The 14851-nt window shown below is 57.8% G+C and carries 14 protein-coding genes; 6 read left to right on the top strand and 8 right to left on the bottom strand.

The features are described from left to right. Positions 1-27 precede the first annotated feature (27 nt). The 3 genes from ppc to ACCI51_RS10705 form a co-directional block, all read right to left on the bottom strand. A complete protein-coding gene (gene ppc / locus ACCI51_RS10715) occupies positions 28-2691 on the bottom strand; it encodes a phosphoenolpyruvate carboxylase (protein ID WP_371843546.1) in 2664 nt (887 codons plus the stop codon). A gap of 313 nt (positions 2692-3004) precedes the next feature. Further along, on the bottom strand, positions 3005-3373 hold the full coding sequence (locus ACCI51_RS10710) for a DUF4870 family protein (RefSeq protein WP_299582294.1): 369 nt from the start codon (positions 3371-3373) through the stop codon (positions 3005-3007). Positions 3374-3611: 238 nt separating this feature from the next. Then, positions 3612-4985 carry an ATP-binding response regulator gene (locus ACCI51_RS10705; RefSeq protein WP_371843545.1) on the bottom strand — a complete coding sequence of 458 codons (1374 nt, stop codon included), beginning with the start codon at positions 4983-4985 and terminating at the stop codon, positions 3612-3614. Positions 4986-5085: 100 nt separating this feature from the next. Here ACCI51_RS10705 and ACCI51_RS10700 point away from each other — a divergent pair, with 100 nt between their 5' ends. Then, positions 5086-5406 carry a hypothetical protein gene (locus tag ACCI51_RS10700; RefSeq protein ID WP_371843544.1) on the top strand — a complete coding sequence of 107 codons (321 nt, stop codon included), beginning with the start codon at positions 5086-5088 and terminating at the stop codon, positions 5404-5406. On the opposite strand, the gene ACCI51_RS10695 is transcribed toward ACCI51_RS10700, so the two are convergent. After that, positions 5377-6072 (bottom strand): aspartate/glutamate racemase family protein, encoded by a 696-nt coding sequence (locus ACCI51_RS10695; RefSeq protein WP_299582300.1) that lies wholly within the window; start codon positions 6070-6072, stop codon positions 5377-5379. The two genes, ACCI51_RS10700 and ACCI51_RS10695, sit on opposite strands and share 30 nt — an antisense overlap. A 46-nt stretch (positions 6073-6118) precedes the next feature. After that, complete coding sequence (alaE, locus tag ACCI51_RS10690) at positions 6119-6613, bottom strand: L-alanine exporter AlaE (RefSeq protein WP_299582303.1); 495 nt, start codon at positions 6611-6613, stop codon at positions 6119-6121. Between the two features lie 242 nt (positions 6614-6855). On the opposite strand from alaE, the gene ACCI51_RS10685 reads away from it, so the two are divergent. Then, positions 6856-7407, top strand: coding sequence for a PadR family transcriptional regulator (locus tag ACCI51_RS10685; protein ID WP_371843543.1), 552 nt, complete (start codon positions 6856-6858; stop codon positions 7405-7407). A gap of 48 nt (positions 7408-7455) precedes the next feature. Here the strand turns inward: ACCI51_RS10685 and ACCI51_RS10680 are convergent, their stop codons facing one another. Together ACCI51_RS10680 and ACCI51_RS10675 are read right to left on the bottom strand one after the other, a co-directional pair. Next, positions 7456-8601: a beta-ketoacyl-ACP synthase III gene (locus ACCI51_RS10680; RefSeq protein WP_299582310.1), complete on the bottom strand. Its 1146-nt coding sequence runs from the start codon at positions 8599-8601 to the stop codon at positions 7456-7458. Between the two features lie 159 nt (positions 8602-8760). Continuing rightward, positions 8761-9450 (bottom strand): double zinc ribbon domain-containing protein, encoded by a 690-nt coding sequence (locus ACCI51_RS10675; RefSeq protein ID WP_371843542.1) that lies wholly within the window; start codon positions 9448-9450, stop codon positions 8761-8763. A 226-nt stretch (positions 9451-9676) separates the two neighbouring features. Between ACCI51_RS10675 and bioB the strand changes: the two genes are divergently transcribed. Genes bioB through bioC form a run of 3 tightly spaced genes read left to right on the top strand, consistent with a single transcriptional unit; the run spans position 9677 to position 13400 of the window. Further along, on the top strand, positions 9677-10666 hold the full coding sequence (gene bioB / locus ACCI51_RS10670; protein ID WP_371843587.1) for a biotin synthase BioB: 990 nt from the start codon (positions 9677-9679) through the stop codon (positions 10664-10666). Continuing rightward, entirely contained in the window at positions 10663-11856 is a 1194-nt protein-coding gene (gene bioF / locus ACCI51_RS10665) for an 8-amino-7-oxononanoate synthase (protein ID WP_371843541.1), read from the top strand. The genes bioB and bioF overlap by 4 nt, the downstream gene beginning before the upstream one ends. Beyond that, entirely contained in the window at positions 11853-13400 is a 1548-nt protein-coding gene (gene bioC / locus ACCI51_RS10660) for a malonyl-ACP O-methyltransferase BioC (protein ID WP_371843540.1), read from the top strand. The genes bioF and bioC overlap by 4 nt, the downstream gene beginning before the upstream one ends. Here bioC and ACCI51_RS10655 read toward each other — a convergent pair. Then, positions 13391-13879 carry a L,D-transpeptidase family protein gene (locus ACCI51_RS10655; RefSeq protein ID WP_299582324.1) on the bottom strand — a complete coding sequence of 163 codons (489 nt, stop codon included), beginning with the start codon at positions 13877-13879 and terminating at the stop codon, positions 13391-13393. The two genes, bioC and ACCI51_RS10655, sit on opposite strands and share 10 nt — an antisense overlap. 235 nt (positions 13880-14114) lie before the next feature. On the opposite strand from ACCI51_RS10655, the gene bioD reads away from it, so the two are divergent. After that, positions 14115-14801, top strand: coding sequence for a dethiobiotin synthase (gene bioD, locus ACCI51_RS10650; RefSeq protein WP_371843539.1), 687 nt, complete (start codon positions 14115-14117; stop codon positions 14799-14801). The last annotated feature ends 50 nt before the right edge of the window (positions 14802-14851 follow it).

Below are 14851 nucleotides of genomic sequence, written 5' to 3'. Positions count from 1 at the left end.
CAACCTCATAGTAGTAGCTCGACATTACTAACCGGTATTGCGCATTCCCGCGGCGATGCCGGCAATCGTCACCATCAGGGCGCTCTCTAGCACGGCGTCGCTCTCCCTTTCACGCAAGCGTGCCATCAGTTCGGCCTGTAACAGGTGCAGCGGGTCTGTGTAGGGGTCGCGCACGCGGATAGACCAACGCATCACCGGGTTATTATCCAGCAGGCTTTCGCGGCCGGTGAGCTGTTGCAGGGCGCTCACCGTATGGGCCAGGCGTTCGCGCAGGTTCTCGCCCAGTTCGATCAGTTCCCCGCTGTCAGTGAGCCGCTCCTCGTACCAGGAGGCGACACGGGTGTCGGACTTGGCCAGTACCATCTCGAGCATATCCACGACCCCTTGGAAAAAGGGCCATTCACAACTCATCTCTCGTAATGTATCGGCCTCGTCGGCCTGCTTTAGAGCGTGCTCCAGGGCGGTGCCCGTGCCTAGCCAGGCGGGCAACATTAGACGGATCTGGGTCCAGGCAAACACCCAGGGAATAGCGCGCAGAGTCTCCACGCCGCCCCCGGGTTTGCGTTTTGCCGGGCGGCTGCCGAGTGCCAGGCGGCGGAGTTCAGTCTCCGGTGTGACAGTGCGCAGGTAGGCTACCAGGGCCGGGTCGTCGCGCACCACTTCGCGATAGCTCTGCACCGAGACCTCGGTGAGTCGCTCCATCTGGTTGCGCCACTCGGGGCGCGGCTGTGCCGGTGGCATCAGGGTGGCTTCCAGAGTGGCAGCCACATACTGCTCCAGGTTATAGGCGGCCACTGTTGGTCGACCGTATTTGAAGCGGATCATTTCCCCCTGTTCTGTCACGCGGATACGCCCGGCTACCGAGCCGGGTGGTTGTGACAGTAGCGCCATGCGTGTGGGCGATCCACCGCGGGAAATGGAACCGCCGCGGCCGTGAAACAGCGTCAGAGGAATGCCGTGGTTGCGGAAGATCTTGGTGAGGGCCTCCTGGGTACTGAACTGCGCCCAGGCCGCACCGAGAAAGCCCGCATCTTTGGCGGAATCGGAGTAGCCAATCATTACTTCTTGGCCCTCCAGTACACGCTGCTTGTATTGGGGAATATTGAGCAGGGTACTCATGGTGTCGGCGGCATTGTTGAGATCATCGAGGGTCTCAAACAGCGGTACTACGCGCATGGGGTGATGGACCCCGGCAATTTTCTGCAACAGCATCACCGCCAAGACATCGGAGGTTTTCCTGGCCATGGAAATTACATAGGCACCGAGCCCCTCAGGGCCCTGTTCGGCCACCACCTGGCAGGTTTCCAGGACCTCGCGCACATCCGCATCGCAGAAATCGGTGTGGTAGAAATCCTCGTTCACCAGGGGGCGGCGATTTTCCAGCTCGGCCAGTAGAAATGCCAATTTGCTCTGTTCGTCCCAGCTGGCGTAGTTACCTAGGCCCAAATAGCGGGTGATGGCATCGAGCGCATCGGCGTGGCGGGTGGACTCCTGGCGGATATCTAGACGCAGTAAGGTGATACCAAAGCAGTTGAGGCGACGCAGGGTATCCTTAAGCTGGCCATCGGCAATGGCGGATAGGCCCACAGTGCGCAGGGAGCGGTCGATAAGGCTTAGGGGCTCGAACAGTTCCCGGTTGCTGTTAAACACGGTATCGCTGGAGGGTTCGGCGCCGCCGATGCGCGCCTCCATTTGTGCGCGGGTGTTGCGCAGACGCTGGCGTACACGTCTCAGTATTAGACGATAGGGTTCGTGGCTGGGGCCTGTCTGCTCCAGTAATTCTTCACTGGCTTTGTGCATAGACAGGTCCGCCAGCAGGTTTTCCACATCTCGCAGAAAGAGGTCGGCAGCCATCCAGCGAGCCAGTAACAACACCTGGCGGGTTACCTTGGCGGTGACATTGGGGTTGCCGTCGCGATCGCCACCCATCCAGGAAGCAAAGCGGATTGGCACCCAGTCATCCGGCAGTGGTGGCAGCTCAGCCAGAGCCAGTTCGGCCTCGATGGCACGCATACTCTGCGGGACCGCTTGCCACAGCGACTGCTCGATCGTGGCGAAGCCCCATTTGGCTTCATCCACCGGCGTTGGCCTCTCACGACGGATTTCATCAGTGCTCCAGGCGGAGAGTATCTGCTCGTGTAGATGACGGCGCAGCTCGCGCGCCTCCTCCTGGGTGAGGTCGGGCCGGTCCAGGTCGGCGAGGAGGTCGGCGACGCGGTCGTACTTGCGGATCAGAGTGCGGCGGGTGACCTCTGTGGGGTGTGCGGTGAGCACCAGCTCTACAGAGAGGTCCTTCAGCACTGCGTGGATATCGCCCGGTGCCTGCTTGGCGTTCTTGAGCTCCGCCAGTACCTGGCGCAGGCCGCGGTCGGTGTCCGGGTCGCCGGAGAAGCGTTGATGTTGCCGGTGCAGACGCTCGCGGTGGCGCTGCTCGGCGATGTTGGCCAAATTCAGAAACTGACTAAAGGCGCGGGCGACTTCCAACAGCGTGTCATCGTCGAGAGGGTCCAGCAATTGGTGTAGGCGATCGACTTGCATCTCACCGGTGCCGCGACTTTCCACCGCTGCTTGGCGAATGGTTTCCACGGTATCGAAGAGTGTTTCACCGGCCTGCTCGCGCAGTACCGAACCGAGTTCCTCGCCGAGTAGGCGGACGTCCTCCCGTAGCGGGGTATTTTGATCCTGACTCACAACCCTTTTTCTCCCTAGCGATATCCGGTGAAGATTCTGGGCATTATCTTCGCACAATTTTCCGCAAGGGGGTTGCGCCGCCGAGGTTAGGGAAAGTTGAGACTTGAAGCCCCCGTGAAGTTGCGAAATGCACAGGCGAAGATAGGGCGAATATTAAGCGTTGAATGCAGGAGAGAGTGAATGGCAGTTTTATAGAAAAGATGAAATGTAAAACCGTCTTAACAGGAACGGGTTATTTCGACAGGGTGGTGGTGGCTTGCGCTTGCTTTAAATGGGCAATGCCCGCGCGGATTTTCACGCGGGCGGGCATTTTTTAATAGTGCATCGGATCATAGGCGGGGCGGCGATCGACCAGCATCAGCCAGCCGCGAATGACCCGATAGATGACCCAAATCCAATTGATGGCGAGAATTAAGTAGCCCAGGCCGAGTATCCACCAGGTTAGAGAGCCGACAATCGTCCACAGCAGCCAAAACCAGAAGGTGCGAATCTGCCAGCGGAAGTGAGATTCCGCCAGGGTGCCGCGTACATCGCTGCGCTTAAAATAATTAATCAGTACGCCGACAAAAAAAGGGATTGCGGTAAACAGGCTGATGGCCTGGATCAAGTAGACCATGATGGCCAGATCGCGGCCACTCTGTTCGCGGGCCTCTTGGGAGCGGGTTGGGTACTGCTCAGACATGACGTAATTCTCTTTTGAACTCTGCAAAATATAGTGTGGTCCCCACTGCGCAATTCAACGTATGTGCGTTGGAGTGGTGTTTTTGTGCGACAGTCGGTGCCGGCTATGGTTTGTGTTAGCCGGACCTTGAAGGGCTGGAACAGTTGGGGGGGCTGTTAACCTCGAGGGCGTTGGCCCATCCCTGTGTCGTATCATCCCATTAACTTGTCTGTATGTCGGCTAACAACCGTAAGTAATATTATTTCAGGGCCCACTCGGTGTGTACATTGCGTTCGCGCCAGGCTTTTAGCTGGCGTACCGATTCGCGCATTAGCTGCAATAATTCAGTGCGCTGCCGGCGGCAGTGCTCGCGTTCACTATCGATGGAGAGATTAGCGGCCAGGCTGCGCAGACGTGTGGATACATTGTCGAGACCCACTTCCGCCGCAGCTCGGGCAACATCCTGGGCTTGTTTCTCCGCATCCAACCAGTGGCGTCCGGTGAGTGCGCTGGTGAGCGAGGTAATGTGCTTGGGTAGGGTGGCGCTGCGGTCGCTGAGTAGTTCGGCGAATGTGAGATGATCCAAGGTATCTTGTTGGCGCAACAGGGTATTGGTGTTCAGTAGCTGCGCCGGGCGAGGTTTCTGCTGTTGTGGTGCTCCCTGAATGCGCCGCGTCGCCCATTGCATCAGCTGCATCAACTGCCGGTCGCCAATCGGGTGGGTGAGTACCCCGGTAAATCCACGCGCCTGGTAGCGCTCTTTATCGCCGGTTCTGGCACTTTGCAGTAGGGCGAAAATTGGTAGGTCTGCGCCGCGTTCTCGGCGAATTTCGCGCACGGCTTCCACACCGTCCATCAGCGGCAGGTGCGTATCGGTCAGTATCAGGTCAAAGTTTTTTTGCAGGGCGGCACTGCTGCCGTCGATACCGTTACACTCTCTTTGCACATGATGACCCATGGCTTCCAGTGTTGCCTGCAGGGATTCGTGTTTATTATTTTCCACTAACAGCACGGCGAGGCCGTTGCCGGTATTGCCGAGTACTTCTCTGGGAAGCTTGAGTTCCACAGTTTCGACTTTGCCAATCTGGCGCAGATCGTCTAAGGATTTGAGTGCCGCATTCAACTGGCGTTTGCTAATTTCCACCAGAGCTTTTGTGTTGTTGTCCTCGCTGCGTCCGAGCAGGTTGAGGGTGCCCATGAGTGTATCGAGAGGGTGGTGCAGTTGATGGCGCACGATGGTGAGCAGATCGAATTTTTCCTGGCGCACTAATTCGAGGCTTTCGCGAGTTTCTTCTAATTGTTTTTCCAGGGCGAGGAACTCACTGTTGCGACTGTGCGCCTTTTGAAACAGGTTGCTGTTTTCGGCACTGATATTTTCGATCTGTTGTGCGCTTTGTCGCCTTAATTTTTTCAGGCTGAGCTGTCTATTGAGTGTAAATAGGCAAACGAGTAAAAGTGCAACTAGCGCAGCGGCCAGCCAGTAAATAGACACTTGTCGCGTGAGCGTATTTAATTCAAAGGCTTGTGCGCCACTGCTGATACATGCCGAGCCCCACAGCAGCATACCGGTTTGCAGGGTGGATAAATAAATACGGCTAGAGGGTAGCCCCCCAGAAGAAATGGCTTTTGTCATCCTTGTAACCACTTTTTTGTTAGGGCGGACTAAATCCTGCAGTCCGCGGTGTGATTTTTGCGGTAGGTTTTGATCGATACTCCCGAAAGGATCAGACCGTTTGATACTGCAATATGGCACGGCGTACAAGAGAAATTTTTGCGGGGATGGGCTGCTTAAGGGTGGAGAATTCAGTCATCGACATGACCGCTATCGCCAATTCCCAAGTAATATTGCGCCAATTATTGATAATGGTTTTTTAGGTTGGTTTTTGCTGAGAGGAATTGCACGCTATTACAGAGGTAGCTCTGGGCGTAAATTTAATAGAGGCAGAGCGTATTTTCCGAGTTTGGCGGCGGGCTATTCTTCAAAAAATACGCAATTCATGGTCGAAAAAAATGATTTTAATGTCTCAGGCAGCCTGGGGGAGGCGTTCCTGTAATAATTGCAACATACGCTCTGAGGGGAGAAATAAGCGAATGCCATCGCAGTGGGCGAGTAGCTCTCGATAAAAATAATCGAAGTGGGTGCAGCCCAGGATAAGAATTTGCACACCGCTTTTCACAAGTGCCGCTACTAGGTCATCCAGAGCGTGCTGTTGCACAATCATTTCTGCGGGGAGACCATCCTCAATGTCTTCGACAATCTGCAGGTTGCCGATGCCGATTACCTTGGCTGTGGTATTGCGCTCGAGGATCTCGCGTTCGATATTGGCGCAGCTCTGGCAGTTGGCGGCGAGCAGGCCAAAATTGCGGTAGCGTTGGGTCAGCTCGGCATAGACTTCAAGTGGGGAGACCACTTCAATGGATGAGGCGGCTTTAACCGCCTGCATATCCACGGCGCCGGAGAGGGAGTTACAGTAGATCATGGCGGCTTCGGCGCCGCCTTGGTGCAGCTGTTCTATCGCGCTGATCAACTGTTGGGTGAGGGCGCCGCGCTCCAGAGCCTGTAATTGGGTCTGTGCTTGGGGGGATGCCGACAGGGACAAGCCGACACCGCGCAGCTGGCGCGCGGCGAGGAAATCCAGGCCAAAGCGGGTGTCAGTCGGGGTGCCGGCGACCACGCCAATGGTCATGGAGCTCTCTTCAATGGCGTTCTGCGTCAACACGGCGATTTTCCTCTCTCGTAATGCTCAGTCGAGTGTCTGTGTCCTCTCAGGAGGCTCTTTTGCTCCGCAAGGGGCTGACGGTATTAATCCACACTCGGCGCACCCAGTCGAGATAAATTCCATAGGGACCGCCGAGGGCGCCGGCAATCAGCATGAAGGTAATACTGGCGGTAGCGATTTCGTCCCAGCTGGCGCCGCCCAGGTGCATATTGCCCATATAGAGTGGGAACTGGAAACTGAGGAAGACAAAGGTATCCACCAGGTAGGCATTGATTGGGCCACCGCCGCCAAAACGGTTCACCACCCAGCTGCGATAGACACTGAAGGGCCGCGCAATCAGAGTGTTGAAGACCAGGGCCATCAGGCGCACTTTCAGATGTTCGTTCCAGCTCATACCGGCCAGCAGCAGCTCGATGGGAATCGCCACCGCCCAGGAAAAGCTGTTCATGGCGAAGATATCCACGAGGAAATCCCAGCGACGCGCGTTGGGCGCGGCTGGTTCGGCGTCGGGGCCGGACGGTGTGAGTGCGGGCGCGGACATGGAGTAAACAACCTCTTGAACATCGAGCCCTCACCTCACGGTGGCGGCAGGCCGGCGATTATATCTCCAAATTGCGTAAATGCTAGCCTTGCATCTCGACTGGTGAGATCTGTCGAGATAATCCTCCTACAAAATATTAGAAAATTAATCTAAATATCTTATTGGCTTTATGTGTCTCCTGGCCACAGTGGCGCCTGAGAGGTTAATATGCAACTCTTTGCATAAGCCAAATCGGAGCCATCATGTCCCTGCGCTACGCCGTCCTCACTCTGTTGGATATCGAGCCCGGCAGTGGTTACGACCTGAAGCGTCGCTTCGAGCGCAGCGTTTCTCATTTCTGGAGTGCGAGTCATCAGCAGATGTACCGGGAGCTGCACAAGCTGTATGACGAGGGTCTGCTGGATTGCGAGGAACAGCCCCAGGAAGGTAAGCCGGACAAGAAGGTTTACAGCCTCACCGAAAAAGGTCGTGCGGAGTTATGCGACTGGGTGACTCAGCCGGCAGCGCCCCAGAAAATTCGCGAGCCTTTTCTCGTGCGCCTGTTTGCCGGCCATCACCTGAGCCAGGAAGAATTGCGCGAGGCGCTCAACGATCAGCTGCGGAGGCATCACGGGTTACTGGAGAACTACCGGGAGCAGAACGAGCGGGTATTGAAGAGTGCCCCAGCCTTGCAGGAACGTTACTGGCTCGCCCATCAGACCCTGCTATTGGGAATTGAGGCGGAAAAGACCTGGATTCGCTGGGCGGAAAAGATGCTCAGTCAGCTTGAGCAGAAACACGGGGAAACCAATTAAAAAAACCGGGCGCTGCCCGGTTTTTTTGTATCCGTAGCACTCTTCGACTCAGATGGCGACTTTCTCTATCACCAGGCTGCCGATGGAATAGCCGGCGCCGAATGAGCAGATAATACCGCGCTCGCCCACTTGCAGGTCGTCACTGTGCAGGTTGAAGGCGATTAGTGAACCGGCGCTGGCGGTGTTGGCGTAGCGATCCAACACTACCGGTGCACGCTCCGCACTGGTCTCGTCACCCATCAGCTTCTTGGCGATCAGGTTGTTCATATTGATATTGGCCTGGTGCAGCCAGTAGCGGCTCACCTCGCGGGGGTCGGTGCCGCAATCGTGCAGGTGTTCTTCAATATGAGCGGCGGCCATGGGGCAGACCTCCTTGAACACCTTGCGGCCGTTCTGGCGGAACAGTTTGCCGGGGCCAAAAGGGTCCACATCCGCCGCGCGCGCAGCGTAGCTGAAGTTCGAACGGATATTGTTGGAGTAGACGGTTTTGGCCTTGGTGCCGAGGATCTCCCAGGCGCTCTCTACCGTGCAGGTCTCGCGGCGCTCGATCACACTGGCTACGGCCACATCGCCAAAGATGAAATGGCTGTCGCGGTCGGTGAAATCCACCTGTGGTGAAGCCAATTCGGCGTTGATGACCAGTACGGTGCGCGCGGCGCCGGAGCAAATAGCATCTACCCCGCGTTGCATAGAAAAAGTGGCGGATGAGCAGGCCACTTCCATATCGAAGGCGAAACCGTCGATGTCGAGTGCGCCCTGGATCTCAATGGCAATGGCCGGGTAGGCGCGCTGCATATAAGAGGCGCCGACAATGACCATATCGACATCGGAGGCCTGTTTACCGGCCTTCTCGAGTGCCAGCTTGGCGGCTTTAAGACCCATTTCTGCCTGTACACAGAGATCGTCGTCGTTGCGTTCGGGGATAAAGGGGCGCATGCGCGCCGGATCGAGAATACCCTCGCGGGTGACCACATGGCGGCTCTTAATACCGGAGGCCTTCTCGATAAATTCCGCCGAGGACTGCGGCTTGGGCTGCAGAGCGCCGGACTCGATCGCCTGGGCGTGTTCCAGGTTGTATTGTTTGGCGTAGGTATTGTAGGCATCTACCAGCTCTTCGTTGCTGATAGCTTCCGGTGGGGTCCACAGGCCGGTGCCGCTGATGACAATGCCCCGTGGCAACTTGTATTCACTCATCGCTGAATCCCTGGCTCACAGCAAAGAACCTGCGAGCAATTAGTCACTGAATAGAACCTTAGCAGCGCCGGCTTAATTGGGACTTTGGTGCCAGAACGGCAAGGCAGGATATTGTGACCCTTCTGTGACTTCCGGTCTATCTGCGGTCGCGCCGAAGAGTCATGGCGTTCTGGCCAAAACAAAGGCGCTGACCTTGCGCGCGCCGGCTTCCAGGAGTTTTTGCGCCGCCGCTTCCAGGGTGGCGCCGGTGGTGAGTACATCATCCACCAATCCAATATGCATTTCCTGCACCGATCCCCGCAGGGCAAAACTCTGCAGCAGGTTGCGCATGCGTTGCTGCCGCCGTAACTGCGATTGGGTGCGGGTGGCGCTGATTTTGCGCAGCAGGCGTGGCCGCACCGGTAACCGCCACTGCCTGCCCAGCTCGGCTGCAACCAGCTGTGCCTGGTTGTATCCACGTATCCAGTAGCGGCGCCAGTGCAGGGGAATCGGAGCGAGGAGATCGGGTGGCTCCCCGCAGGGTTTTATTGCCCCGGCGGCCAGCTGTGCCAAGCTATGACCTGCACTCAAATCACCCTGATATTTAAACCGCTGGATCAGCTGGCTCACCGGGTAAGCGTATTGCCAGGCGGCCTGCACCCGTTGGAAGCGCGGCGGTTGGCGCAGGCAATTGGGGCACTGGCGTGCGCTCGAGGCCAAGGGCAGAGCACAGCTCTCGCATGCCCGGCCGAGATAGGGTAAGTCCCCAACACAGCCGGGACAGATGCCAGATTCGCTGGCGCGGTCGCCACACAGTAGGCACTGGGCCAGGTGATGGGAGAGTAGTGGCGAGATTCGGCTGTAAACCATAATTGATTATCTGAGTTGACAGCGATAGGGGGCTGGCTAAACTGGCCAGTCCGTTTGGTCGAGTTTGCCACTGCCACCGACAGCAGTCACCCCGGCCCCGTAAATAAAAAGAGCACAAACCACTCCAGTAATTAGAGAGAGTAAGCCTGTGACCGCTGACCAGCATACGCCCGCCGCCAATATCCGCCACGACTGGACCCGCCAACAGGTTTTGGGCCTCTTTGCCATGCCGTTTAGTGATCTGCTGTTCACCGCACAGCAGGTGCATCGAGTCTACTTCGACCCCAACCGAGTGCAGGTCAGTACCCTCTGCTCGATCAAGACCGGGGCTTGCCCGGAAGACTGCGCCTATTGCCCGCAGAGTGCTCGCTATGATACTGGGCTGGAGCGGGAAAAGCTGATGAAGGTGGAGAAGGTGTTGGAGGAGGCCCGCGTGGCCAAGGCGAGCGGTGCCACACGCTTCTGCATGGGGGCTGCCTGGCGCTCACCCAAGAAAAAGGACATGCCCTACGTTACCCAGATGGTGCGTGAGGTGAAGGCGCTGGGCATGGAGACCTGCATGACTCTGGGGATGCTCAATGATGACCAGGCTCAGGAACTGGCCGATGCGGGGCTCGACTACTACAACCACAATCTGGATACCTCGCCCGAGTACTACGGCGAGATTATCACCACCCGCACCTACCAGGATCGCCTGGAGACGCTCGGGCGTGTGCGCACCGCCGGTATGAAAGTCTGCGCCGGCGGAATCGTCGGCATGGGCGAGGGCGACAAGGATCGCGCCGGGCTACTCATGCAGCTGGCCAACCTGCCGGAGCACCCGGAATCGGTGCCCATCAATATGTTGGTGAAGGTTGCCGGTACTCCTCTGGAGCAGGAGAAGGATCTGGACCCCTTCGAGTTTATCCGCTGCATTGCCGTGGCGCGGATCATGATGCCCAAATCCCACGTGCGCCTCTCAGCGGGGCGCGAACAGATGAGCGACGAGATGCAGGCGATGGCCTTCCTAGCCGGAGCCAACTCCATCTTTTACGGTGAGAAACTGCTGACTACGGCCAATCCGGAGTCCAACAAGGATATGCAGCTGTTTTCCCGCCTGGGAATCCAGCCCGAGGAGTATCAGCAATATGCAGATGAATCCGAGGTGGAAGCGGAACTGAGCGCCCAGATCAGCGAACAGCAAAATGACGCTTTCTTCTACGACGCGGCCAAATGACCCTAGAGAAGATCCTGCGCCAGCGTCTGGATGAGCGACGCCGGGACGGTCTCTATCGCCAGATCAAAACGCTGGCTGCAGCGCCGACTCCTCTGGTTACAGTCGATGGGCGAGAGATGCTGGCCTTCAGCAGTAACGATTACTTGGGCCTGGCAATCCACCCCGAAGTAATTGCCGCGCAGAAAGCCGGTGCTGAACTGGGTGCCGGCGCCACCGCATCCCACCTCGTCAATGGCCATTTTCAGGTGCATCAACAGCTGCAGCAGAGCCTCGCCGAAGTTACCGGGCGCGAGGCGGCGCTGGTGTTCTCCAGTGGTTATATGGCCAACGTGGGCACACTCTGTGCACTACTGGGCCGCGCCGATAATATTATTTCTGACAAGCTCAACCATGCCTCTCTGATTGATGGTGCGCGTTTGTGCGGTGCCAACAGCCTGCGTTTTCCACACGGCGACCTGGATGGACTGCATCGCCAATTGCAGCGCGCCGCTCGGCGCGGGGGAAATACCCTGGTGGCGGTGGATGGCGTCTACAGTATGGATGGTGACCTAGCGCCCCTGGCCGAAATTGCCGGCTTGTGTCGGGACTATGGTGCCTGGTTACTGGTGGATGAAGCGCACGGATTTGGAGTGATGGGCAGCGCACAATTGCCTCTGGCGGGTAGCAGCGCCGCGGCGGGTCTCGATCAGTCACAGGTACCGGTCATTATGGGCACCCTGGGTAAAGCTGCGGGTAATGCGGGGGCTTTTGTCGCAGGCTCCAGCGCCTTGATCGATTACCTGGTGCAGTTTGCCCGCCCTTATATCTATACCACCGGCATGCCACCAGCGGTGGCCGCCGGCAGTATTGCTGCGGTGGAGCGGATGCGCAGTGAACCCGAGTTGGCCCGGCGTCTGCAGGAGAATATCGCTCACTTCCGCCAGCGAGCGGCACAGCTAAATTTACCTCTGGCAGGCTCCTCCACTGCGATCCAGCCCCTGCTGCTCGGCTGTGAAAAAACAGTTATGTCGGTGTCTGCAAAATTGGAGTGTCGAGGGTTTTTGGTGGGGGCGATTCGACCGCCTACCGTGCCTGTGGGCACGGCTCGTCTGCGAATTACTCTGAGTGCCGCCCATAGCCATGACCAAATCAATGCACTACTCGATGAACTGGTCTCCGTGCTGCAGGAAAATGCGGTGGTGCGTTCGTGAGCCAGGTTGAGAATCTGGTATTCCTGCATGGTTGGGGTGGGGATAACGGTCCGTGGCAGCCACTACTCGAAGCGGTGCGCGAACAGCTGGGGGTGCCCCTGCGCTGTATCGAGCTGCCCGGGTTTGGGGGGCGAAGGGACGAGCCCTGGCAGCAGCAGGAGGTGCTATTGCAGCAGCTCTATCACGCGCTGCCACAAAACTGTGTTCTGGTTGGGCACTCTCTTGGCGGTATGTTGGCTGTGCAGTTGGCGTCCATGCGGGAACAGAGAAAAATCTGTGGAATTGTCACTATCTCTGCGAATGCCTGCTTTGTGGAACAGGCTGACTGGCCGGGAATGCCCCAACGCACCTTTGAGCGTTTTCGCACCGCCTTCGTACAGGATCCCTACGCCATCTGGGAGCGATTTTGTGCTTTGCAATCCCATGGTGACAACGCCATGCGCGCCTTGCTCAAGCACCTGAAAGGGCGCAGACCCAATATTAATGCCGATACCTGGTTGCATGCCCTGGATTGCCTGTCCCGGTTGGATAATCGCAACTTGCTTCAGAGCTTGGCGGTGCCCGCCTTACATATGTTCGGCAAGCGAGATGCTTTGGTGCCCCTGGCGGCTGTGGAGGAAATCCAAGCTACGGGTGCCCAAGTAGAAATAATGGAAGGTTGCGGTCATAAACCACACATGTCGCAGCCTCATCAGGTGGCTAAGCGATTGCGGCATTTCGTAGAAAGCCTGTCCGCTGCCGGCACTCCGCTAGTGGAACCCTTTGATAAGCCTGCGGTAGCCCGATCATTTGGGCGCGCCGCCAGCAGCTACGATAGTTGCGCCCATTTACAGCGAGCCGTTTGCCGCCAATTAGTGAAATTGGCAGAGCGTCACTGGACCCCAAGTAACATTGTCGATCTGGGCAGTGGTACGGGTTTTGGCAGTAAACTGCTGCGCCACCATTTTCCCGATGCCCGTATTGTTGCCCTGGACCTGTCCGAGGATATGTTGCGATTTGCCCGCAAGGAGCGGCCCCAGGCAGATGCCTATATCGCTGCAGATGCAGAGCAGTTGCCCCTGGCGGACGGCAGTGTGGATCTGCTGTTCTCCAGTATGGCGCTGCAATGGTGTTACCGGTTACCGCAGCTCTTCGCCGAGCTGCGCAGGGTGCTCTCCCCCAAAGGGCACTGCCTGGTGGCCACACTGGGGCCAGGTACCCTGGCTGAACTCCGCGATAGCTGGGCCGAAGTGGACAGCGGTGTGCACGTCAATCGCTTTCTGCCCTTGGTGAATTGGCGCGAAGCAGCGACACAGTCGCAATTGAAAGGGGAAGTGCTCGACGAACAGCGCTTGCTGTATTTTGACAACTTGCGCCAGTTGATGCGGGAATTGAAAGGCGTGGGCGCGCACAATATTAATCGTGCCGCAGAACGGGGTATGACCGGGCGCAGCAAGTTGCGTCGTCTGGCAGAATCCTACGAGGCGCTGAGGCAGCCCAAGGGGCTGCCGCTCAGCTACGAGGTGATCTATATGAAGCTTGCCCAGGGATTCGATCAGGGATAGATATCGATGGGCGTGGGGGTTTTTACCAGAGCCCAGATCTCGTCCATCTCCCGGTTGGAGGCCACCGCGATACAACCGTCGGTCCAGTTGTTGCGGCGCAGGTGCCTCTCCATGTAGGCCCACCCGGGTTTGATGCCGTGGATCATGATGTCGCCACCGGGGCTGACGCCCATTTTGGCAGCGCGTGCCCGGTCCTGCTTGTTTGGATAGGACACGTGGATGGAGCGGTAGAAGCGGCTTTTGGGGTTCTTCCAGTCCAGGGTGTAGCGCCCTTCGGGCGTGCGCTCGTCCCCCTGGCGAACTTTGTGGCCCCTGGGGTTGTCACCAAAAGATACGGTGTAGCTTTTCACGACCCGGCCGTTGCGAATCAACTGCATCAGTTTCTTGGACTTGTACACCACAACATGGTCGACAGGGGTAACTTTCGCTGTGGCGAGCAGGGGCAGCGCCAGCAGCAGGGCAAGAGTAAGGTATCGCATGGTCTCTAAGCTGTTTGAGTGTTTTCAGTTATTTCGAGATTTCCCGCGTCCCTGCAGAGCAGTTTCCCCTTTTGGGGGAGTTATTTTGTGAGCGCGGCCCCGTGCCTTTGTTATCAGTGCTTGGCTTGACTTGTTCAAAATCTGCGCTACACGTCTAAATTATCACCAAGTGCGTGGCGTGAAAAGTCACCACAAGAAAAAAATTGAACTTTTTTGATGAGGGGAGGCTTTCGCCTTGGGTAGAAGTTATTTTGTTGCCGGTACTGATACCGAAGTGGGTAAGACCTTTGTGAGCGCGGCACTACTCACCGCAGCTGCGAATGCGGGGTTGCAAACTGCCGCGGTGAAGCCGGTGGCCTCCGGCTGTGTGCGCACCGAAAACGGGCTGCGCAACGAGGACGCTCTGCTGTTGCAAGAGGCTATGACCATGCCGCTCGGCTATCAGCAGGTGAACCCTTTTGCCCTGGAGCCGGCTATCGCGCCTCATATCGCCGCCATTGAGGCGGGCACGCAGTTGAATGTGGCCCGTATGGCCGGTGTCTGCCGCGGTGTGATGTGCGCCGGTGCCGACCTGGTGCTGATCGAAGGCGCCGGTGGCTGGCGTACGCCGCTGGGGCCCAGGGCCTTCCTGTCGCAGCTGCCGAGGGAGTTGAACACCCCGGTGATTCTGGTGGTGGGCATGCGGCTCGGCTGTATCAACCACGCGCTCCTAACCGCCGAGGCCATCCGCCGCGATGGCCTGCCGTTGGCGGGCTGGGTGGCAAATTTTGTGTGCCCAGAAATGGTCCGCGGGGAGGAAAACCTCGCCACCCTTGAGGCCTTGCTGCCGGCACCGCTGCTCGGTGTAGTTCCCCACAGCGTGGCGGGAGACTACCGCGAAGTGGCGCAGCACCTGGATATTCGCCCGCTCTTACCGGCCTGAACGCCCTCCCTGCAAGCTCTCCCATCAGGGCCCGTGAGGGCCCAAACCAG

This window comes from Microbulbifer echini (genome assembly GCF_041447225.1).
Lineage (GTDB): Bacteria > Pseudomonadota > Gammaproteobacteria > Pseudomonadales > Cellvibrionaceae > Microbulbifer > Microbulbifer echini.
The sequence above is the reverse complement of the archived record's forward strand: the minus strand, read 5'-3'. Positions and strand labels throughout refer to the sequence as shown.